The 21,236-nt window shown below is 72.6% G+C and carries 22 protein-coding genes and 1 pseudogene; 5 read left to right on the forward strand and 18 right to left on the reverse strand.

Annotation, left to right across the window (positions count from 1 at the left end):
* Window positions 1–43: 43 nt before the first annotated feature.
* The gene (locus C8E84_RS12190) at window positions 44–745 is read right to left on the reverse strand and encodes a phosphatase PAP2 family protein (protein ID WP_159902492.1); all 702 of its coding nucleotides are present in this window, start codon (window positions 743–745) and stop codon (window positions 44–46) included.
* Window positions 745–1,422, reverse strand: a complete 678-nt coding sequence (locus tag C8E84_RS12195; protein ID WP_159902494.1) for a phosphatase PAP2 family protein — start codon at window positions 1,420–1,422, stop codon at window positions 745–747. Before C8E84_RS12195 ends, C8E84_RS12190 begins: the two co-directional genes overlap by 1 nt.
* A 94-nt stretch (window positions 1,423–1,516) precedes the next feature.
* Between C8E84_RS12195 and C8E84_RS12200 the strand changes: the two genes are divergently transcribed.
* Window positions 1,517–2,323: a TrmH family RNA methyltransferase gene (locus tag C8E84_RS12200; protein ID WP_159902496.1), complete on the forward strand. Its 807-nt coding sequence runs from the start codon at window positions 1,517–1,519 to the stop codon at window positions 2,321–2,323.
* A 108-nt stretch (window positions 2,324–2,431) separates the two neighbouring features.
* Window positions 2,432–3,067 (forward strand): VOC family protein, encoded by a 636-nt coding sequence (locus tag C8E84_RS12205; RefSeq protein WP_159902498.1) that lies wholly within the window; start codon window positions 2,432–2,434, stop codon window positions 3,065–3,067.
* 3 nt (window positions 3,068–3,070) lie between these two features.
* Here C8E84_RS12205 and C8E84_RS12210 read toward each other — a convergent pair whose 3' ends face one another.
* The 7 genes and pseudogenes from C8E84_RS12210 to C8E84_RS12235 form a co-directional block, all read right to left on the reverse strand.
* Window positions 3,071–5,446, reverse strand: a complete 2,376-nt coding sequence (locus tag C8E84_RS12210; protein WP_159902500.1) for a heavy metal translocating P-type ATPase — start codon at window positions 5,444–5,446, stop codon at window positions 3,071–3,073.
* 1 nt (window position 5,447) lies between these two features.
* A complete protein-coding gene (locus tag C8E84_RS12215; RefSeq protein ID WP_159904831.1) occupies window positions 5,448–5,753 on the reverse strand; it encodes a metal-sensitive transcriptional regulator in 306 nt (101 codons plus the stop codon).
* Window positions 5,754–5,893: 140 nt separating this feature from the next.
* Window positions 5,894–6,103, reverse strand: a pseudogene (locus C8E84_RS18545) (hypothetical protein); the annotation flags it as partial.
* Between the two features lie 66 nt (window positions 6,104–6,169).
* A complete protein-coding gene (gene purB / locus C8E84_RS12220; RefSeq protein WP_159902502.1) occupies window positions 6,170–7,597 on the reverse strand; it encodes an adenylosuccinate lyase in 1,428 nt (475 codons plus the stop codon).
* A gap of 4 nt (window positions 7,598–7,601) precedes the next feature.
* Entirely contained in the window at window positions 7,602–8,132 is a 531-nt protein-coding gene (locus C8E84_RS12225; RefSeq protein ID WP_159902504.1) for a low molecular weight protein-tyrosine-phosphatase, read from the reverse strand.
* A 121-nt stretch (window positions 8,133–8,253) separates the two neighbouring features.
* Window positions 8,254–8,961 carry a dethiobiotin synthase gene (bioD, locus tag C8E84_RS12230; RefSeq protein WP_159902506.1) on the reverse strand — a complete coding sequence of 236 codons (708 nt, stop codon included), beginning with the start codon at window positions 8,959–8,961 and terminating at the stop codon, window positions 8,254–8,256.
* Entirely contained in the window at window positions 8,954–10,081 is a 1,128-nt protein-coding gene (locus C8E84_RS12235) for an 8-amino-7-oxononanoate synthase (RefSeq protein WP_159902508.1), read from the reverse strand. Before C8E84_RS12235 ends, bioD begins: the two co-directional genes overlap by 8 nt.
* Before the next feature lie 147 nt (window positions 10,082–10,228).
* Here C8E84_RS12235 and C8E84_RS12240 point away from each other — a divergent pair, with 147 nt between their 5' ends.
* Entirely contained in the window at window positions 10,229–11,179 is a 951-nt protein-coding gene (locus C8E84_RS12240) for a hypothetical protein (RefSeq protein ID WP_159902510.1), read from the forward strand.
* Window positions 11,176–11,553: a GntR family transcriptional regulator gene (locus tag C8E84_RS12245; RefSeq protein ID WP_159902512.1), complete on the forward strand. Its 378-nt coding sequence runs from the start codon at window positions 11,176–11,178 to the stop codon at window positions 11,551–11,553. Before C8E84_RS12240 ends, C8E84_RS12245 begins: the two co-directional genes overlap by 4 nt.
* Before the next feature lie 140 nt (window positions 11,554–11,693).
* Here C8E84_RS12245 and C8E84_RS12250 read toward each other — a convergent pair whose 3' ends face one another.
* From C8E84_RS12250 to C8E84_RS12270, 5 genes are all read right to left on the reverse strand, one after another.
* Window positions 11,694–13,064: an adenosylmethionine--8-amino-7-oxononanoate transaminase gene (locus C8E84_RS12250; protein WP_159902514.1), complete on the reverse strand. Its 1,371-nt coding sequence runs from the start codon at window positions 13,062–13,064 to the stop codon at window positions 11,694–11,696.
* A 97-nt stretch (window positions 13,065–13,161) separates the two neighbouring features.
* On the reverse strand, window positions 13,162–13,734 hold the full coding sequence (locus C8E84_RS12255; RefSeq protein WP_159902516.1) for an NADPH-dependent FMN reductase: 573 nt from the start codon (window positions 13,732–13,734) through the stop codon (window positions 13,162–13,164).
* Between the two features lie 53 nt (window positions 13,735–13,787).
* On the reverse strand, window positions 13,788–14,033 hold the full coding sequence (bsaP, locus tag C8E84_RS12260; RefSeq protein WP_211675522.1) for a biotin synthase auxiliary protein BsaP: 246 nt from the start codon (window positions 14,031–14,033) through the stop codon (window positions 13,788–13,790).
* Between the two features lie 28 nt (window positions 14,034–14,061).
* Entirely contained in the window at window positions 14,062–15,075 is a 1,014-nt protein-coding gene (gene bioB, locus C8E84_RS12265; RefSeq protein ID WP_159902518.1) for a biotin synthase BioB, read from the reverse strand.
* Window positions 15,076–15,120: 45 nt separating this feature from the next.
* Window positions 15,121–15,846 carry an AIM24 family protein gene (locus tag C8E84_RS12270; protein ID WP_159902520.1) on the reverse strand — a complete coding sequence of 242 codons (726 nt, stop codon included), beginning with the start codon at window positions 15,844–15,846 and terminating at the stop codon, window positions 15,121–15,123.
* Between the two features lie 126 nt (window positions 15,847–15,972).
* Here C8E84_RS12270 and C8E84_RS12275 point away from each other — a divergent pair, with 126 nt between their 5' ends.
* Window positions 15,973–16,506: a hypothetical protein gene (locus C8E84_RS12275; RefSeq protein WP_159902522.1), complete on the forward strand. Its 534-nt coding sequence runs from the start codon at window positions 15,973–15,975 to the stop codon at window positions 16,504–16,506.
* A gap of 25 nt (window positions 16,507–16,531) precedes the next feature.
* Here C8E84_RS12275 and C8E84_RS12280 read toward each other — a convergent pair whose 3' ends face one another.
* The 4 genes from C8E84_RS12280 to cydD all read right to left on the reverse strand — a co-directional run bounded on the left by C8E84_RS12280 (window position 16,532) and on the right by cydD (window position 21,235).
* On the reverse strand, window positions 16,532–17,395 hold the full coding sequence (locus C8E84_RS12280; protein WP_159902524.1) for a M56 family metallopeptidase: 864 nt from the start codon (window positions 17,393–17,395) through the stop codon (window positions 16,532–16,534).
* Between the two features lie 171 nt (window positions 17,396–17,566).
* Window positions 17,567–18,025 (reverse strand): BlaI/MecI/CopY family transcriptional regulator, encoded by a 459-nt coding sequence (locus C8E84_RS12285; protein WP_159902526.1) that lies wholly within the window; start codon window positions 18,023–18,025, stop codon window positions 17,567–17,569.
* Between the two features lie 10 nt (window positions 18,026–18,035).
* Complete coding sequence (cydC, locus tag C8E84_RS12290; RefSeq protein ID WP_159902528.1) at window positions 18,036–19,652, reverse strand: thiol reductant ABC exporter subunit CydC; 1,617 nt, start codon at window positions 19,650–19,652, stop codon at window positions 18,036–18,038.
* Window positions 19,649–21,235 carry a thiol reductant ABC exporter subunit CydD gene (gene cydD, locus C8E84_RS12295; protein WP_159902530.1) on the reverse strand — a complete coding sequence of 529 codons (1,587 nt, stop codon included), beginning with the start codon at window positions 21,233–21,235 and terminating at the stop codon, window positions 19,649–19,651. Before cydD ends, cydC begins: the two co-directional genes overlap by 4 nt.
* Window position 21,236: the final 1 nt, after the last annotated feature.

The following is a 21,236-nucleotide window of genomic DNA, read 5'->3' on the forward strand; positions in this document are numbered from 1 at the left end:
CTGCGTTCCAAGGGCCTGCCGCGCGCCTCCGGCATCGTCTACGTCATCGGTCGGTTGTGACCGCGGCCCTGCGCCGGAGGTAGAGCCAGGCCAACACCGCGCACACCACCCCGTTGATGATGCCGAACACGATGTCGGTCACGTGGTGCGCGCCCCGGTAGAGCCGCGCGTACGCGACGAACGCCGGGGCGAGGACGCACCACGTGACCGCCAGCCGGCGCACGAGCGGGTTGTCGATCCGCGTCGCCATCAGTCCCAGGGCCACGTACAGCGCCGTCGAGGCACCGACGTGCCCGCTCGGGAAGCTCGACGTCGGAGGAGTCGGGTCGAGTCGCTCCACGGTCGGCCGGGCGCGGCCGACGACGTGGGTGGCGATGACGAACACGGTGGCCTGGAGGCTGATCGCGATGCCGGGCACCACGGCGTACCACCACTGCTTCGTGCGCCACCAGACCAGGCCGACGACGATGAGGCACACGCCGATGACGTACTCGGTGTTGCCGATCGAGGACATCAGGTGGGTGATCGAATTCCAGAGCCCGTCGCGTGCGTCCTGGAACTCGCGGTTGATCTGCTTCTCGTCCTCCGAGAGCTCGAACAGCGGGCCCTTGAGCAGGTAGCCGAACCCGATGATGACCGCGAGCAGGGCGGTCGCTGGAAGCACGGCCCGCACCCCGAGGTCACGCAGCGCGGCCTTGACCGTCGGCCGGCTCTGGTCGTCGTCCCACCGAGTGAGGAACCCCATCACTGACCCTCCTGTCGTCGGTAGCCAGCGTAGGAGGCCAGCACCAGGCCGACCCCGGTGATGACGCCGACGGTCACGTCGGAGGGGAAGTGCACCCCGAGCAGGACGCGGTCGGATGCCGTGACCGTCACCATCGCGACCGCCGCCGCGACGGCGACGACTCGTGACGCCCTCGACCGGAGCAGCGGCCAGAGGAGGAGCACGACGATCGTCGCCCATGCGGCCGAGTTCAGGGCGTGGCCGGAGGGGAAGGAGTAGCCGGGGCTGGTCGACACCGGGTCCTCGAGCACCGGGCGAGCCCGCTGGAACAGGTACTTGGCGCCGAGCCCCACCATCCACGCGAGCATCATCGTGATGAAGGCCCACGCGGCCCGGGTGCGCAGGCCCTTGGCCAGCCAGGCCCACAGGCACAGGGCGGTGCCGGCCAGGTAGAGCTTGAACGGCTGGGTCAGCTCCTGCCAGCGCACGAGGAAGTCGGTCAACCCCTCGCGCGGGCGCGTGTACGCGGTGGCACGCTCGATGAGGGCGTCGTCGAGCCGGATGAGCGGGTCCCACTCGCTGCGCACGAGCAGCCCCACCCCGAAGAGCACGGCTGCGGCGGGAAGGGCGTACGTCAGTGCGCGCACCAGCCGTTGTGCCCTCGTCGGTGGCGCAGGGGCAGTCAGGGTGTCATTCACCGGCCATGTCTACCCCGATCAGGTGCCCCAACGACCTCCGAGAGACAGACGAACTGCTCGCCACGCGGCATCCTCGTGGGATGCTGGGGCCGCCATGGCCGAGCTGCACGTGACCTCAGCGTCCAACCCCCGACTCAAGGCCGTGCTGGCTCTGCGCCGCCGCCGGGTGCGCGAGGACGAGGGTCTGACCGTCGTCGACGGGTACGAGGAGCTGACCCTGGCGCTCGACGCCGGTGTGGCGCCCCGGACCGTGCTGCACTGCCCCGAGCTCATGCTCGACCCTGCCGCCCAGGGTGAGATCGTGCAGCGGGCCCGGGACCTCGGGGCGTCGACGATCCGGCTCAGCCGGGGCGCGTTCGAGAAGGTCGCCTACCGCGAGGGACCGGACGGGTTCCTCGCCGTCGTCCCCGTGGCCGGGGTGGCGCTCGGTGACCTCGACCTGCCGCCCGACCCGCTCGTGCTCGTGTGCGAGGGCCTGGAGAAGCCGGGGAACCTCGGGGCCGTGCTGCGCACCGCGGATGCCGCCGGCGTCGCCGCCGTCGTCGCCGCCGACCCCGTCACCGACTGGGGCAACCCCAACGTCGTGCGGGCCAGCAAGGGCACGGTCTTCTCCGTCCCCGTGGCCTCTGCGACCACCGAGGAGGTCGTGGCGTGGTTGCGGCGCCACGGCATCCGACTCGTCGCGACCACCCCCGACACCGACACCACGCACACCGATGTCGACTACCGCGGCGGCGTCGCGATCGCGGTCGGCACCGAGAAGCAGGGCCTGACCGTCGCGGCGCTGACGGCCGCGGACGCGCGGGTGCGCATCCCCATGGTGGGGCGGGTCAACTCCCTCAACGCGGCCACGGCGGCTGCCGTCGTCATCTACGAAGCGGTGCGCCAGCGTTCCTCCTGAGGCGGGCGTGGTCGGTGTGACCGCCGGATGGTCACGCTCCTGTCACGGCGTCGGCGTGAGCCCGGCCTGTGTCAAGAGCACCCCTTTGCGTGTGCGACGATGAACGGCATGCGAGTTGACCACGTCGTCTATGCCGCCGAGCGCGACGGCCTCAAGGCCACGGCGCAGCGTCTCGCGGAGCAGATCGGGGTGACCCCGGTCGACGGGGGGGTCCACCCGCGCTTCGGGACACGCAACATCATCCTTCCGCTCGCCCACGAGCGGTACGTCGAGGTCGTCGAGGTGCTCGACCACCCGGCCAGCGACAAGGCCCCCTTCGGTCAGGCCGTGCGTGCGCGTTCCGAGGCCGGCGGTGGCTGGCTCGGCTGGGTCGTGCAGGTCGACGACATCACCGAGCAGGAGTCCCGCCTCGGCCGCGAGGCCGTCGACGGCAACCGCCACCGCCCCGACGGGGTCGAGCTGCGCTGGCGCCAGCTGGGCATCAAGGGCCTGCAGTCCGACCCACAGCTGCCCTACTTCATCGAGTGGGCGCAGGGGGTGCCGCACCCCTCGGGTGACGCCGCCACCGAGGTGACCATCGAGTCGCTCCAGATCGCCGGCGACCCCGACCGGGTGCGCGAGTGGCTCGGCCTGCCCGCCGACTCGACGTCGACGGTCATCGACTTCAAGTTCGTCTCCCCGCACGGCACGCCCGGCCTCATGGCCGTCACGTTCGACACCCCGAACGGCGACGTCACCATCTGACGCTCAGCCCTCGCGTGACCAGCGGCGCAGGCGCAGGCTGTTGCTCACGACGAGCACGCTGGATGCCGCCATCGCGGCCCCGGCGATCATCGGGTTGAGCAGCCCGGCCATTGCCAGCGGGATCGCCGCGATGTTGTAGCCGAAGGCCCACCCGAGGTTCTGCTTGATCGTGCGCAACGTCGCCCGGGACAGCTCGATCGCGTCGACGACGGCGGGCAGCTCGGAGCGCAGCAGCACGATGTCGGCCGAGTCCGCGGCGACGTCGGTGCCCGTTCCCATGGCGATCCCGAGGTCGGCCTGGGCCAGCGCCGCGGCATCGTTGACCCCGTCGCCGACCATCGCGACGACCTTGCCCCGCTTCTGCAGGTCGGCGATCATCGCGTGCTTGTCCTCGGGGCGGACGTCGGCGATGACCCGCCCGACCGGGATGCCGACGTCACGGGCCACGGTCAGCGCGGCCTGGTCGTGGTCACCGGTCAACAGGTACGCCGGCAGCCCGAGTTCGGCGAGATCGCGCACGGCCCGCTGCGAGCTGCGGCGCACCGTGTCGGCCACCGTGAGCGATGCGTGGGCACGCCCGCCCCAGCCGACCCAGACCGTCGTGCCGTCGACGGTGGGACGTGCGAGTTCCTGCGGCACGTCGTCGAAGAGGTCGGCGCGTCCGACGGTGACCTCGGTGCCCTTGATGGCCGCCCGCGCGCCGGCGCCGGGGAGCGACGCGAAGTCGGTGGCTCGGGGCGCCTCGATCGCCCGGCTCGTCGCCGCGGCCACGATGGCTCGGGCCACGGGGTGCTCGCTGCCCGTCTCGACGGCGGCTGCGGCTCGCAGGGCCTGGTCCTTGGGCAGGCGCCCGGCGGTGGCGACGTCGACGAGGGTCATCTCGCCGCTGGTGACCGTGCCGGTCTTGTCGAGCACGACGGTGTCGATGCGGCGCGTGTCCTCGAGGACGTCGGCGCCCTTGATGAGGATGCCGAGGCGGGCGCCCCGCCCGGTGCCGACGAGGAGCGCGGTCGGCGTGGCCAACCCCAGGGCGCAGGGGCAGGCGATGACGAGCACGGCGATCGCGATCTCGAGGGCGCGTGCGGGGTCCCCGGTGCCGATCCACCACCCGAGGAACGTCAGCGCGGCCAGCACGAGCACGATCGGCACGAAGATCGCCGAGACCCGGTCGGCCAGGCGTTGGATGGGCGCCTTGGTCGTCTGCGCCCGCTCCACGAGCCGGGCGATGCCGGCCAGGGTCGTGTCGGCCCCGACCCGGGTGGCCTCGACGACGAGCCGACCGGTGGTGTTGATGCTGCCGCCGACGAGGTCGTCGCCCGTGGCGACGTCGACCGGCAGTGACTCGCCGGTGACGAGGGAGGCGTCGACGGCACTGGAGCCCTCGACGACCCGGCCGTCGGTCGCGACCTTCTCGCCCGGTCGAACGACGAAGCGGTCGCCCACGCCGAGCTGGTCGACAGGGATCCGAACCTCCGTGGTGGCCCTGGTGGTGGGGTCGACCCGCTCGACGGCGACGTCCTTGGCGCCGAGCGACATCAGGCCCCGCAGCGCGTCGCGGGTGCGGTCCGTGGCGCGGGCCTCCATCCAGCGTCCGATGAGCAGGAAGGTGGTGACCACGGTGGCGGTCTCGAACCACAGGTGGGTGGTGCCAGCGGCATCCACGCCGTTCGCCGAGCCCATGTCGGACATGCCCGACATGCTGCTGGCGCGCCCGGTGAGCACGACGACCGCCGACCAGAGGTACGCGGTGAGCACGCCGATCGACACGAGGGTGTCCATCGTCGAGGCGCCGTGGCGCGCGTTGAGGGCGGCGGCGCGGTGGAAGGGCCAGCCGGCCCAGAGCACCACGGGGGTCGCGAGGGCGAGCTGCACCCACGGGCTGGAGTCGAGGTGGATGCCGGGGACCATCGCCAGGATGACCACCGGAACCGTGAGCACCGCCGCGACGAGGGCCCGCCGCTTGAGGGCGTCCTCAGCGGCGACGGCGTGGTCGAGGTGGATCTCGTGCGTCCCCGAATCGACCAATAGGTCACTCGGGGTACGGGCCGATCCGCCGCCGGGCGTACCTGTACCGACCAATAGGTCACTCGGGGTACGGGTCGACCCGGCGGCTTCCGGCTGCGGTCCGCCGCGCACGACCTCGGCGCCGTAGCCGGTGGCGCGCACGGTGCGCAACAGGTCCTCGACGGTGACCGCCCCGGCATAGCGCACGGTGGCCTTCTCGGTCGCGAGGTTCACCACGGCTTCCACGCCGTCGAGCTTGCCGAGCTTCTTCTCGATGCGGGCCGAGCACGACGCGCAGGTCATGCCGGTGATGGCGAGGTCGACCTCGCGCACCTCGTCGTGGTCGTGCTGCGGGCGGTCGGTGGTCTGGGTCATGTCAGCTCCTCACCAGCCGGGCGATCGCGGCGGTGGCCTCGGCGACCTTGACGGCGGCGGCCTCGTCGGACTCACGAGCGGCGTCGACGACGCAGTGCTCGATGTGCTCCTCGAGCAGTCCGAGGCTGACCGCCTGGAGGGCTCGCGTCACGGCGCTCACCTGGGTCAGGACGTCGATGCAGTACGCGTCGGACTCCACCATCCGCGCGATCCCGCGCACCTGCCCCTCGATGCGGCGCAGCCTCTTGAGATGGTCGTCCTTGTGCCCCGCGTAGCCGGGGGCGACGGTGGTGGGGTGCTCCGTCATGTCCACCCCAACATGATACCCCTAGGGGGTATTCCTGAGAGTCGGAGGGGTAAGACGAGACGTTCCGTCACCGGACGCCCCCGGAGCCACGGACTCCACGGCCGTGAGCACCCGTCGCGGATCTTGGCCACCACGGTTGGTCACGGCTGACCGCCGGGGCACGGTCGCGCAGCCAGCGCTCCGGCCGCGCGCGCCTCGTTCAGGGCGTGGTCGAGCGAGCACCGACCCAACCCACGACCCCGGCGGGATGCCGTGACACGCGTGGTCTTCAGCTCCAGGTGGGTGGGGGTCACCTCCTTGAGCGCGACCGACCCGAGGAGCCCGGCCGCGGGGTCGTCGGTGGCCTCGGCGACCCAGGGGCGTCTGCACCTGAGGGCCGTGCGGCCCGGGGCGCGCCCCGGGACCCACGCCCTGACTCACCGCAGGTGGTCGACGAGCTCGGGTGCCAGCCCCACGTAGGTCGCCGGCGTCATCGCCGCGAGGCGCTCCTCGACCTCGGCGGGCAGCCCCAGCCCACGCACGAACTCGACGAGTTCGGCCTGCCCGATGCGCCGCCCGCGGGTCAGCTCCTTGAGCCGCTCGTACGGCTCCTCCATCCCCGGCACTCCCTGCGCCCCGAGGGCCCGCATCGCCGACTGGATCGGCTCGCCGAGAACCTCCCAGTTCGCGTCGAGGTCGGCGGCCATGGCGGCGGGAACGGCATCCAACCCCGCGAGCCCACGAGTGGCGTTGTCGATGGCGAGCAGACTGTGCCCGAAGGCGGTGCCGATGTTGCGCTGCATCGAGGAGTCGGTGAGATCGCGCTGGAGGCGGCTCTGCACGAGGGTCGCGCCGAGCACGTCGAAGAGGGCGTTGCTCACCTCGAGGTTGGCCTCGGCATTCTCGAAGCGAATCGGGTTGACCTTGTGCGGCATCGTCGACGAGCCGACCGTGCCCTGGCCGCGTACCTGGGCGAAGTAGCCCATCGAGATGTAGGTCCACACGTCGGTGCACAGGTTGTGCAGCACGCGGTTGAACCGGGCGATGTCGGCGTAGAGCTCGCTCTGCCAGTCGTGGCTCTCGATCTGCGTCGTGAGCGGGTTCCACGTGAGCCCGAGGTGCTCGACGAACTCGCGGCTCACCGACTGCCAGTCGGCGCCCGGCACCGCCGCGACGTGCGCCCCGTAGGTGCCCGTGGCGCCGTTGAGCTTGCCGAGGAACTCGGCGTCCTCGATGCGGGCGAGCTGGCGCTGGAGGCGCCACGCGAGCACGGCGAGTTCCTTGCCCATGGTCGTCGGCGTCGCGGGCTGCCCGTGGGTGTGGGCGAGCAGCGGCACGTCGCGCAGGTCGGAGGCCATCGTCGCGATCGCCTCGACGAGGGCGGTCGCCCGCGGCAGCCAGACCTCGGTCACGGCCCCCTTGACCATCACGGCGTACGACAGGTTGTTGACGTCCTCGCTCGTGCACGCGAAGTGGATGAGCTCGGCCAGGCCGCGGTCGGCGTCGTCGGGCGCGATCTGCGTGAGCCGCTTCTTCACGAAGTACTCGACGGCCTTCACGTCGTGCTGCGTCACCCGCTCGGTGGCGGCCATCTCGTCGATCTCCGCCGCGCCGAACGAGCGCACCATCTCCCGCAGGCTCTCGATCTCGGACGCCGTGAGTCGCCGCACGCCGGGAACCACCTCACGCTCGGTGAGGTGGATCAGCCACTCGACCTCGACGTGCACGCGGGCCCGGTTCAGGGCCGGCTCACTGAGGTGGTCGACGAGGGGGGCCACCGCCCCGCGGTAGCGCCCGTCGAGCGCGCCGAGCGCGATCGGGGGCTGGGCGTCGGCGAGCGAGGTCGAGGCGGCGAGGCTGCTCATGCGCTCAGTCTCCCAGAGCGGCGCGCACGTGCTCGACGATGCCCGGGATGGCGGCCGTGATCTCGGCGTAGGTCTGGTCGTACGCCGGGTCGGTGCCGTACCAGGGGTCCTCCATGCCCACGTCACCCGACGCGACGGCATCCGGGTCGAAGGAGCGGAACAGGCGCACGGTGGCACGCGGTGAGCCGCTGCCGGTGCTGGCTCCGCGGGCCAGGTGCTCGAGGCGGTCGACGTGGATGTGGTCGACGGGCAGCACGAGGTCGTAGCGGTCGAACCACGAGGTGTCGAAGCGGCGGGCGCGGTGGCTGCTCCAGCCGGTGTCGGGGTGGCCGTTGCGGCGCATGACGGCGGCGGTGCGCGGGTGCATCCCGTTGCCGAGCTCCTCGGCCGAGGTCCCCGCGGAGTCGACGACGACGCGGTCGGCCAACCCGGCATCCGCGAAGGCCTCGCGCAGGAGGAACTCCCCCATGGGGGAACGGCAGATGTTGCCCCAGCACACGACACACACGCGATACGGCTCGGATGCTTCGCTCATGGTCCCATCCTCTCAACCGACTTCGTGCGACGTGCGTGCGGTTCAGCGGGCCCAAACGGCGTTGTGCCGCACCGAAGTCGCACGAAGTCGAGAACTGAGTCGCGGAGGAGAGAGAGGGTGGTCAGTGGAGGTCGAACCAGTCGGGCACACCGGCGCGGAACTGCTCACCCGTGAGGGCCCCGGCACCTTCCGGGATCGCCCCCCACAGCGGCGCCCCGGTGACGCGCGGAAGGTCGATCAGGTTGCTCTCCTCGGCCAGCCCGGGCTCGGTCGGCCACGAGCCGATGACGACCCCCAGCAGGGGCAGCGAGCGCGCCGCCAGCGCCTCGGCGGTCAGCGCGGCCGTGTTGAGCGTGCCGAGCCCGGCACTGGCCACGAGCACCACCCCGGCGCCGATTCCCTTGTAGCGCAGCCCTGCTGCGAGGTCGGCCAGGGTGCCGCCGCGGCTGTCGAGCCGCACGAGCAGACCCCCGGCACCCTCGACGAACACGACCTCCGACTCGGCCGCGATCTCGCCGATCCGCTTGGCGTGGACGGCCACCGGGGGAAGGGTCACCCCGGCCCGGCGCGCGGCGGCCTCGGGTGAGAGCGGGTCGCGCAGCCGCACGAGCTCGTGCGCCGCGATGTCGTCGCCGGCGAGGCGGCGCACCTCGTCGACGTCCCCGGGCTCACCCGGCTCCAGACCGGTCTGCGCAGGCTTGACCACGGCGACGCTGCTGCCGCGCTCGTGCACGACGGCGGCCAGCGCGGCCGTCGCGACGGTCTTGCCGACCTCGGTTCCGGTGCCGGTGACGAAGACCACCGAGGTCAGCGAGCGCGGGTCAGCCATGGTCGGGCACCAGGGTCTCGAGCACGGCGCAGGCCCGTTCGAGGTCCGCGTCATCGAGGTCGGCATGCGCGGTGAGCCGCAGCCGCGAGGAGCCGTCGGGGGTCGACGGGGGCCGGAAGCACCCGATCCGGATGCCGTGCGCGCGCGCCAGCTCGACGGCATCCACCGCTTCGTGAGGGCCCGGCATCCGCACCGACATGACGGCGCCTGCCGGCGTCGGGACCCCGCAGGCCTCGGCGAGGCGGGCGGCGGTGGCGCCGAGGCGGTCGAGGAGCTCGGGGTGGTCGGCGAGCACGCCCAGGGCGGCCAGTGCTGCGCCGGCCGCTGCCGGGGCGAGGCCGGTGTCGTAGATGAACGGTCGCGCCGTGTTGACCAGGTGCTCGCGGATGTCCGGGGAGGACAGCACAGCTCCGCCCTGGGATCCGAAGGCCTTCGACAGGGTCCCGGTGACGACGACGTGCTCGGCCCCGGCCTGGCCGGCCGCCGCGACGAGCCCGCCACCGCGGGGCCCGACGACCCCCAGCGCGTGCGCCTCGTCGATGATCAGGAGGGCCCCGACCTCGTCCGTGAGGGCGATGAGGTCCTCGACGGGGGCGGCGTCGCCGAGCACCGAGTAGATCGACTCGGCGACGACGACGGCGCGCGGGGCGTCCCGGCGCGAGAGCAGGTCGGCGACGTGGTCGAGGTCGTTGTGGCGCGAGACCGTGACTGCGGCGCGCGACAGGCGGCAGCCGTCGATGAGGCTCGCGTGGGTGTGCTCGTCGCTGACGATGAGCGTGCCGGCATCGGCGAGGGTGGTCAGGGCCGCGAGGTTCGCCGCGTAGCCGGTGGACAGCACCAGGGCTGAGGGGGCGCCGGTGAGCGCGGTCAGGGCCGCCTCGAGCTCGTCGTGGATGGGCAGGGTGCCGCTGACCAGGCGTGACGCACCCGCCCCGCCGCCGTAGGTCTCGGCCGCGGCGACGGCCCCCGCGATGACCGCCGGGTGGGTGCGCAACCCGAGGTAGTCGTTGCCCGCGAGGTCGAGGCCGTCGCCGGTCTTCGTCGTCACCAGGCGTCGGGTCAGGCCCGCGGCGTCACGGGAGGCGGCCGCGGCGCGGATCCAGTCGAGAGGGCTGTTCACCTGCCCGATCCTCGCACGCCCGTGCCTGTAGGGCGTTGGGAACGGGCGGCGGGACCGGCAAAGACTGCTTGTGTCAAGGGCTTGACACAAGGTGCTCACGACCGCGATGCTGCCATTTGTAGCAAGTAATCGATACAAGGAGTGGTCATGCGAGCAATAGTCATCGCCCTGCCGTGTGTTGCGATCGGCCTCCTGGTCGCTCTGCGCAACCGTGTCGTGGTCACGGTGGCACCCACCGAACACGGTGACGTGGTCGAGATCGCCCGGCACACCCGGCGGTGGCGGATGGTCGGGCTCCTCATCGGCGCTGTGGCGGCACTGGCGTTGCTGGAAGCCGGCCAGCGGCTGGACGCCTTGGGCCGCGTCTCGGCGCTCGCTCCAGCGGCCCTGGGTGCGGGGGTCCTCATCGGGACCATCGCCGGCGAGCTAACGGCCCGGCCCGCGGTCGGCATCCGCCGCACTGCCACGGTCGAGACCCGCACCGTGAAGGCGGTCCTTCCCAAGGCGCTGGCTGGGGTGCTTGCCGTGGCCTCGCTCCTGCTCGTCGCGGCCCTCGGGATCGGTGCCGCGTGGGGGTCGGCCGACGACATGGGCCGACAAGGCCGAAGCTTCACCCAGACCTGCACCGTACTCGACCCTGACCTGGGCCCCGTGCTCATGGGTTCGGGGCGTGGCCCGTGGCCCGGGTCGTTCTACACGGTCCCACTCGCTGCCGCTCTTCTCGTGCTGGCTGCGCTCGTCGCCGTAGCGCTACGCGTCATCGTCTCCCGGCCGAGGCCGGGCGTCGACAGCCACGACCTTGACACCATGTTGCGCCGTTGGTCGGTGGGCAACGTGCTCACCGCCGCCACGGTGACGGTGCTCGGAACGCTGGGCCCGGTGGCCCTCTTCATCGCCTCGGCACTGTCCGGTGGCACGTGCCCGCTCGGCGTCGGGGAATCCGTCGTCGTCTGGGCCGCGTGGGTCATCGCCCCGCTTGCCACGGGGGGTGCCCTCAGCATGCTCGCCTGGCTCGCACTCACTCCGTCGATCCGCGTCGACGACCTGCCCCGACCCCTGTCGGGGGATGCCGCGCCGGTGGGTGCGCCGGTTCGATGAGCCTGTCCACCGTCACGGTCGACGTGCTCGACCCGACCCCGCCCTACGAGCAGCTGCGCCGACAACTCGCCGATCTCATCGGTTCGGGCGTGCTGATGACAGGGGACCGGATGCCGCCGGTGCGTCAGCTGGCGGCCGACCTCGGCCTTGCCCCGGGCACCGTGGCCCGCACGTACCGCGAGCTCGAGCACGGTGGGTACGTCCTGTCGCGCCGAGGTGGCGGCACCCGGGTCGCGCCGACCCCTCCCAGGGCCGCGACCCCGCAGCGAGCGCTCGAGGAGGCGGCCGAGGCCTACCTCGACCGCGCGCGGGTGCTCGGCATCCCGGCCGACGAGGCCGTTGAGGTCGTCAGGTCGAAGGCCTCTGGCGGCTGACCCTCAGAGCCCGATCGACGCACGGCGAGGACGCGGTGGGCGGCTGCGCGCCCTGGCCTCGCCCTGACTGGGACGTGCCGGGCGCTGTTCAGCGCGGCCGGCTGAGGCGCTGACCCCGTGGCGTCGAGGGGTGGCGTGGCTCAGCCGTGGACGTCCTCGACGGCATCGACGAGCCCGGCCGTGAGGGTGGCGAGTTCGTCGTCCGCGGTCACGTAGGGCGGCATCGTGTAGACGAGGTCGCGGAACGGCCGCACCCACACCCCGCGGTCGAGGGCGGCCGCCGTCACCTCGGCGGCGCGCACGGGTTCGCGCAGCTGGATGACACCGACGGCTCCCAGCACGCGCACGTCCGCGACGCTCGTCAGGGATGCGGCTCGCTCCAGTCCCGCTGTCAGCCCACCCTCGATCCGGGTCACTTCTCCGGCCGTGTCACGCGAGGCCAGCAGGTCGAGGTTGGCCGAGGCGATGGCGCAGGCCAGCGGGTTGCCCATGAAGGTCGGGCCGTGCATGAGCCCACCGGCCTCACCGGCGCTGACGCCCCGGGCGACGGCGGAGGTGCACAGCACTGCGGCGAGAGACAGGTAGCCGCCGGTCAGTGCCTTGCCGACGCAGAGGATGTCCGGTGCCGAATCGACCAATAGGTCACTCCGGCGCCGGCCGGCCCCGGCCCACAGCGGCCCGGTCCGGTGGAACCCGGTCGCGATCTCGTCGTGGATGACCAGCGCCCCGTGCTCTCGCGCCAGGTCGTGCAGCACCGCGAGGGCGTGCGGGCTGTAGACGTGCATCCCGCCCGCCCCCTGCAGCACGGGTTCGACGATCACCGCCGCCACGGATGCCGCGTGCTCACCGAACAGTGCGCGCGTCTCGCGCTCCCACGCGAGGAACTCGGGGTCGTCCGGCATCCGATCGATGCCGCCGGGCGGGCGAGGTGCGAAGACGTGCTCGGGCAGCACCCCGCGGAACAGGCTGTGCATGCCTCCCACGGGGTCGGTGACCGACATCGGCGAGAACGTGTCGCCGTGGTAGCCGCCGCGGACCGTGAAGAACCGGGTGCGTCGCCGACCGGCGGCCAGGTGCCACTGCAGCGCCATCTTCATCGCGACCTCGACCGACACCGACCCCGAGTCGGCGAGGAACACGTGCTCCAGACCTTCCGGGGCGAGGTCGACGAGGCGCCTCGCCAGCCCGATCGCCGGCTCGTGGGTGAGCCCCCCGAACATCACGTGCGACATGGCACCGAGCTGGGCGTGCGCTGCGGCGTCGAGCTCGGGCACGGCGTACCCGTGGATCGCGCACCACCACGACGACATCGCGTCGATGACCTCGCGCGGCTCACCTGCGCGGTCGCGCAACCGCAGCCGGATGCCGTTCGCGGACTCCACGAGGTACGGATCCTGCGGGGTCAGCGCGGAGGAGTACGGGTGCCAGACGTGGTCGCGGTCGAACGCCAGCAGCTCCTCGACGGAGCCCGGGTCAGGGCCGTGCGGGGGCAGGGCGGGGGAGGCAGTCATCGCCGCCCATTGTGCCGCTGCCACGTCGGGCCTCGTCGCCCACGTCCGGCACCCCTGCGGCTGGAGCGGCCAAGGTGCCGGACGCCAGGGACAGAGCTCAGGCGGCGGGGCGGTCCGAATCCGAGGTGCGCTGCGCGGCATCCACGAGGTCCGTGACGAGGGTGCGCAGGGCGCCGTCGAGCTCGGAGTCGAGGAGGCGGCCGTCGTGGAACGCCTGGAACGCCGAGCCCACCCCGACGGTGTCCTCGAGCGGGGCTGCGCCAGCGACCTTGAGCACCTTGACGCCGTCGTCGCGGGCCCACTGGGCGCCGCGCGGAGAGCCGCTGGCGCCGATGACGGCGGCGGGCTTGCCGGCGATCGCGGCAGCACCGCGCGGGCGGGAGACCCAGTCGACGGCGTTCTTGAGCACGCCGGGCAGCGAGCCGTTGTACTCGGGCGAGACCAGGAGCACGGCATCCGCGTCGGCGACGACCTCGCGCAGGTCGCGGGCGACCTCGGGGAGGGAGTCGTCGTGGTCGAGGTCCTCGCTGTAGTGCGGGAGCTCGGCCAGTCGGGCGAAGACCGTGCCGTCGACCCCGGCCGGCAGGTGCGCGATGGCGGCATCGGCGAGCTGGGCGTTGGTGGAGCCGGCGCGCAGGCTGCCGACGAGAACGAGGACGTGAAGGCTCATGGGTGATTGAACCAACAACTATCTACGCCTATTCCGTGCAGCCGCGCCTGAGGTCAGGCCGACCAGGTGGGCTGCTCGACGGTGCCGTGCTGCACGCACGTCGCCGTCCACGCGCCCGGCGTCACCTGCACCTTCATCCGGCGCCGGCAGTGCGCGCAGAACCGCGGCGGCTCGAGCTCGGCCCGCCGGTCACACCGCTCGTGGATGCCGTCGGCCGTCGGCTCACCGCACTGACCGCACCACGCACCCGGGTGAGCAGCGCGCGACACCGGCCCCACGGCATCCGACCCGTTCGTCACGAAGACCACCCCACGCCCGACCCGAGGATCAGAACGTGTCGTTGAGGGCCTTGATCGGCATCTCGAGCTCGTCGAGCAGCGCGAGGTCCTCGCGCGGGTCGCGGCCGAGGGTGGTGAGGTAGTTGCCGACGATGACGGCGTTGATGCCGCCGAGCAGCCCCTCACGGGTGCCGAGGTCGCCCAGGGTCAGCTCGCGGCCGCCGGCGTAGCGCAGGATCGTGCGCGGCAGGGCGAGTCGGAACGCGGCGATGGTGCGCAGGGCGTCGCCGGTCTCCATCGGTTCGAGGTCGCCGAAGGGCGTGCCCGGCCGCGGGTTGAGGAAGTTCAGCGGCACCTCGTGCGGCTCGAGCTCGCTGAGCTGCGCGGCGAGCTCGGCCCGCTGCTCGAGGGTCTCGCCCATGCCGACGAGCCCGCCGCAGCACAGCTCCATGCCGGACTCCTTGACCATGAGGCAGGTGTCCCAGCGTTCATCGAACGAGTGCGTCGTCACCACCTGGGGGAAGTACGAACGGCCGGCCTCGAGGTTGTGGTTGTAGCGGTGCACGCCCATGTCGACGAGGTCGGCGACCTGCTCGCGCGACAGCATCCCGAGCGATGCGGCGACGTTGATGTCGACGGCGGCGCGGATGGCGGCCACCCCCTCGCGCATCTGCTCCATGAGCTTGTCGTCGGGCCCGCGCACGGCGGCGACGATGCAGAACTCGCTGGCGCCGGTGGCCGCGGTGGCCTTGGCGGCGCGCACGAGCTCGGGGATGTTGAGCCAGACCGACCGCACCGGGCTGGTGAACTGCCCCGACTGCGAGCAGAAGTGGCAGTCCTCCGGGCAGCCACCGGTCTTCAGCGACACGATGCCCTCGACCTCGACCGACGGGCCCTGGTATTTCAGGCGCACCTCGTGGGCCAGCGCCAGCAGGGCCTGGAGCTGGTCGTCACCGGTGCGCAGCACCTGCTCGATCTGCTCCTGGGTGAGCGGCACGCCCCGTTCGAGCACCTGCTCGCGTGCCACGTCGAGGATGTCGGTCCCGGTCACCTGTGCGGTCATGGCACCGATTGTTGCGTATGCCGTATGCGCACCGACGAGCGCACCTCACTGCATGAACTGGCCGAGCATCCCGCCGGGTGTCTGGCCCCCGCTCTGGTGGCCGCCCTGGGGCACCGACTCACTGGGCTGCACGAGCACGTACCCCTGCCCGCCGAAAGCCATCTGGAGCAACTCGCCGGTGCCGCCGCGGATCATCGACCCGAGGCCGCCGGTGTCGACGCGGATGTCCATCGACACCCCGGACGTCCAGAGCACGACGGCCTGCGCGTCGGCGAACGTCGGCGACGACGCGACGTCGAGGGCGATCGGGTCGCCCTTGGTCGTCACCGCGACGTACCCGGTGCCGCGCAGGGACACGTTGTACAGCCCGCCGGTCATCGTGGCGCCGCGGGCCTGGATGCGGTGGATGTCCCACTGGATGGAGTTGGAGAAGGCCAGCACGTTGGCCCCGTTGACCGACAGGGCGTCGTTCTCGAGGTACATGATCTGGATCTCTGAGGCCTCGTCGGCGACGAACAGCTCGCCGCTGCCCGAGCACTGCATCATCTTCACGCCCTCGCCCGTCGCAGCGGCCTTGAGCATCTTGCCGATCCCGCCCGAGCCCTTGTTCACGAAGCGCACGTCCCCCTGGTAGGCGACCATCGAGCCGGTGCGGGCCCAGACCTCGCCGTAGCGCATGTCGATGCGCAGCAGCTTCTTGTTCTGCAGCGCGAAGGGGTCCTGGGTCTGCTTCTCCTTGAACTCGTTGAACAAGGACCCGTGAATCGTCATCGCTGCTGCCACCTTCCGTGTCGTGTCCCGGCCCCTCGCTCGAGATCACCCCCCACGCTATGCGTGAACCCGGCCGCGGTCCTAGTGTTCGGATCAGGATTCAGGTCCACGTCAGGGAGGTCCCCCATGAGTTTCTTCGAGCGAGCCAAGGCTGCGGCCAACGACCTGGCCGCGAAGGCCGACGCAGAGATGAAGAAGGCCGGCATCAGCACCCCCGGTGGTGTACCCGGCACTGGAGGGTTCGGCGGGGGAGGTGCCGCGTCGGCTGCTGGCGACCGGGCCCTGCGAGATCTCGGGGTGCTGACCTACCTCGAGGCGACGGGTCGGCCGTCGTCGGCGCAGGACCGTGACCGGGTGCTGGCCGCGCTGCGCGGCCTCGAGTCGTCCGGCCAGCTCGGCTCGTTGACCCTGTCGGCCGCGCCGCCGCCCCCGCCGGGGTCCTACGGTGGGCCTCCTCCTCCGCCCGGCGCTGCTGCGGCTGCTGCGGCAGCAGCCGGGTCTGCTCCTGCTTCACCACCGCCGTCGGATGCCGGGAGCCCGCCTCCGCCGCCACCCGCACCTCCCAGCGCTGCACCACCGCCCCCAACTCAGGCTCCTGCTGCCCCGGACGTCACCCCTCAAGGGGCGACGCCTCCGCCGCCCCCACCCAGCTGGGCCTGACCCGCTGACCTGCAACAAGTGCGAGTTAGAGCCAGGCCGCCACGAGCAGGGCCACCGGAAGGGTCGCCGACCCTGCGGCATACAGGTACGCCACCGCGGGCAGTGCCGGGTGCGGCGGCCCGTCGGCCAGCAGCCGCAGCCGCACCGGCGCGGTGGTGCCGACACCCAGGGTTGCGCCGGTGTCGCCCGCCGGGGTGCGACTTCCCGCCAGCGCCATCAGGGCCCGGGCCGTCGCCACCTCACCGCTGCGCCGCACGGCGGCCCGGTCGGCCAGGGCCTCGACGAGCAGCCGGACCTCGGCCAGGGCCGCCGCCGACCGCAGGCGCGACGGAACCGCGTGGTGCACGACCGTGAAGAACTCCAGCAGCAGGTCGTGTCGGCCTCGCAGGTGGGCCTGCTCGTGCGCGAGCACGGCCGACAGCTCGGCGGGGGGCAGCGAGTCGAGCACCCCCTGCGACAGCACCACCCGTGAGTGACGCCCGGGGATGCAGTAGGCCGTCGGGGTGGGGTGCTCGAGGATCCGCAACTGCGTGTGCTCACCGTCGTGCCCGGCGATGATGTCGACGAGCTGGCGGTGGTCCTGCCGCACCCGGCGCAGCTCGGTGCCGACGTCGTGCCCGGCGTAGAGCAGGCGAGCGAGAATCGCCGTGCTGGCCAGCACCGCGGGGACGAGGACCCAGGGCCGCCCCATCGGCTCGTCGGGGTCCAGCACCAGGGGCAGGGCAGACAGGGGGACCGCCACGGCGGCCACCACTCCGCCGAGCGTCACAGCCTGCCACGCCACCAGCGACGCTCGCGGCGCGCGCCGGAACTGCCTCTGGCGGGCCATGAGGCCAGGCGCGACCCAGGCCAGCAGCAAGGCCAGGGTCGCGAGGGCGAGCGGGATCACGCCGACCATGGTGGCAGCAAGGGGGCACGGTCACGCTCACGTCCCCCTGCACAGCACCAGAACCTTCATGTTGGCACCAGTTTCGACGTGGTGCTCACCTGAAGCGTCAGGCATCGGGCGATAAAGTTCGCCGGGGGCCGGGGGCCGGGGGCCGGGGGCCGGGGCCCCGGGTCAGGGGCGACGCAGCCCGCGACGTCGAGCGGTCGGCGGCGACGCGGCATCCGCCGCTCGCCCTTCGATCTCGGCCAGAGCCGCCTTGAGGTCGGCGATCTCGTCGGTCGTCGCGCCGTCGAGGAAGTGCAGCAGGGCCGCTCGCCGGTCGGTGAGATCCATGTCGGTCATCGTGCGCCGCATCGTCTGCGCGGTCAGGGCCTCACGCGTGTCGGCGGGCAGGTAGCGCCAGGCGCGGCCGTCCCGCTCCCGGGTGACGAGCGACTTCTTGGAGAGCCGGTCGAGCACGGTCATCACGGTCGTGTAGGCGATCTCGCGCTCACCCTCGAAGCGGTCGTGGACCTGGCGCACGGTGGCGCCCTCGAAGTCCGCGCCCCCACTGCTGGCCGCCTCCCAGAGGTGCTCCATGACGACACGCTCGAGGTCACCGAGGCGGGGTGCCGAGGTCGAGTGAGGCATGACTACTCCTTCAGGGTTGAGCCAACTTCGAGGCTACGCCGAGGTCGAGCACCCGGTGAAAACGTTCGGCAGACTCCGGGCGGTGGCTGACGAGCACCACGGCGCGGTCATCGGTGGCGTCGAGGACGTCGTCGAGCACCGCGGTGGCGGTCGCGTGGTCGAGGTGGGCGGTCGGCTCGTCGAGCAGCACGAGGGGCCGGTCGGCCAGGAGGGCCCGCGCGACCCCGAGCCGGGTGCGCTCGCCGCCGGACACACCTCGGCCGCCGGTGCCGAGCCGGGTCTCCAGGCCCTCGGGCAGGGCGTCGACCCAAGCGCCCAGCCCCGCGCGGTCGAGAGCGGTGCGGATGCCGTCGTGGCTCGCCTCGGGTGCCGCGAGGCGCAGGTTGGCTGCCACGGAGGAGGCGAAGACGTGGGGCTCGTCATCGACGACGGCGACGTGCCGCCGAACCTCGTCCAGGGGCAGGTCACGCACGTCGACGCCGTCGACGGTGTGCCGCCCCCGACTGGGGTCGAGGTGACGGGCGAGCACGGCGAGCAGGGTGCTCTTGCCACTGCCGTTGGGCCCGACGACCGCGACGCGCTGGCCCGGTTCGAGGGCGAGGTCGGTGGGGGCGAGCTGGTCGCCGGTGCCGGTCCACGAGGCGGCGACCCCGTCGAGCTCGACGTGTGTGCCGCTGACCTCGACGGGTCCGACCGAGACCGGGTCGCTGACCGCGAGCTCCTGGTCGAGCAGGGCCTCGAGGCGGGCGGCGCTGCCCTGGGCCCGGGCCAGCGCCCGCATGCTGTCCACCAGGGGCGCCAACGCGTCCCCGACGGCCACCGGCACGACGACGAGCAGCGCCGCAACCGGCGCCCCGGTCACCGCCGGGTCGGCGAGGAACGCGGCGGCCACCGTCGCCACGGCAGTGGCCACGAGCAGCGTCGCCGCCACCAACGCCCGACCCCGACTCTGCTGCCGAGTCGCCCGCCGCAGCGCGTCGTGGGCGTCGCGCAACCAGCCGGATGCCGTGTCCTGCGCCCCGATCGCCTGAAGCTCGCCGGCCTGCCGGGCGACGAGGTCGCTGACCCGCAGCACCTCGGCCCGGGCCTCGAGCAGCTCATCACGAGAACGGGATTCGAGCAGCCAGGCGAGCCAGCACGTTGCGGCCACAGCCACCAGGAGCCCGGCCAGCACCAGCCCGACGGCGGGGGAGAACCACGCCACGAGCAGGGTCGCCACCAGCCCGGCAACGATGCTCGACAGCACCGGCACGCTCACCCGCACCTGCGCGTCGACGACGTCGGTGAGGTCGTCGACCACCCCCGCGAGCACGCGCGAGCGAGATCGGCGACCGAGCCGGGCAGGCGTCAACGGCACCAGCGCCTGGTAGACGCGGGTGCGCTCTCGGGCGAGGTCGTCGAGCGCCGCGTCGTGCGATACGAGCCGTTCGACGTACCGGAACATTGGCCGGGCAATGCCGAAGGCCCGCACCCCGACGATGGCGGTCAGCAGGGTGAGGATCACCGGTTGCTCGCTGGCCCGCACGATCAGCCAGCCCGAGGTCGCCGTCAGGGCGATTCCGGATGCCGTCGCGGCACCTCCCAGCAGCCCGCCGATGATCGTGGCCCGTGTCGGTCGAAGGCTCATGCCAGAACCTCCGCACCGTCGCGGGTCAGGACGACGTGCCGGTCGGCCCGGGCGACGAGCTCGGGCCGGTGCGTCACGGCGATGACGGTGCGCCGCTCGCCGAGGCCGGCCAGCACGTCGTGCACGAGGGTGGCGGCCGCCTCGTCGAGGTGCGCCGTGGGTTCGTCGACGAGCAGCACGGGCGCGGTGGACAGGGTGGCCCGGGCCAGGGCGATGCGAGCCCGCTGACCCGCGGACAGGCCGAACCCGTCGTCGCCGAGCGGCGTCGCGAGCGCGAGCGGCAGGCCGGCGACGAACCCTTCGAGGCCGACGAGGCGCAGGGCGTCCCACAGGGCCTGGTCGTCGGCGTCGTTGCCCAGCGTGAGGGCCTCGCGCAGGGTACCGGCCGGCAGGAAGGGTCGCTGCGTGACGAGGTGGGCGCGGCCGGCGCGCACGGTACCGGCCGTGGGCGTGCGCAGCCCGGCCGCGAGCTCGAGGAGGGTGGACTTGCCGACCCCCGAAGGTCCGGTGATGGCGGTCAGGCCCGGCCCGGCATCCAGCGTGACCCCGGCGAGCACGGCCTCCTCGGCGCCGGGGTAGGTGTAGTGGATGCCGTCGAGCACCACGCCCAGCTCGTCGCCCGGGCGCGGCGCCTCGGGCGATGCGGTGGCGGGGGCGAGCTCGGCGAGGATGCCGTCGATCGCCTCGGCGCCGTCGGCCGCGGCGTGGAACTCGGCACCGACGCGGCGCACCGGCCAGTACGCCTCGGGGGCGAGCAGGATCGCGAGCAGCCCCGCCTGCAAGGTCATCGACCCGTGGGTGAGGCGGATGCCGACGCTGACCGCGACGATCGCCACCGAGATCGAGGCGAGCAGTTCCAGCGCCGCCGACGACATGAACGCCAGCTTCAGGGTGGCCATCGTGGCGCGCCGGTGCTGCTGGCTGACCTCGCCGATGACCTCGACCTGGCGCTGCGCCCGGCCGTAGGTGACCAGGGTCGGCAGGCCGCGCACGACGTCGAGGAAGTGCCCGGACAGTGACGACAGGGCCGCCCAGCGCTTCTCGGTGTCGGCCTGGGTGGTCTTGCCGATGAGCGCCGCGAAGAACGGCAGCAGGGGCAGGGTCAGCACGACGATGAGCGCGCTGATCCAGTCGACCCACACCAAGGTGGCGAGGGCCATCGCGGGAACCACCGCTCCGGCCACGAGCGCGGGCAGGAAGCGCGCGGCATACGGCTCGACGCTCGCGGCGCCCTGTGCGGCCAGGGTCACGGCCCGGTCGGGGTCGGGGCGGCGCTCCGCCGGCGAGGCCAGCCAGCGGGCGAGCAGGGCCTCGCGCAGCTGTGCGGTGACCTCCACCCCGGCCCAGGCCGCCACCTTCTCCGAGACCCAGGACAGCCCGGCCCGCACCACGAACAAACCCGCCAGCCAGAGCGCCGGCGCACGCAACGGCATCCCCTCGACGACCGCGACGACGAGCGCGGTGAGCGCCACCGCCAGCCCGATCGTCGCGATCCCCTGGAGCACCCCCACGACGGCCAGAACCGCCACCGGGCGGCGCGCTGCTGGTGCCGCCCGGAGCAGTCGTGGGTCGAAGGGCCTCATG

The sequence above is a fragment of the Ornithinibacter aureus genome, from assembly GCF_009858245.1.
Taxonomy (GTDB): Bacteria; Actinomycetota; Actinomycetes; order Actinomycetales; family Dermatophilaceae; genus Fodinibacter; species Fodinibacter aureus.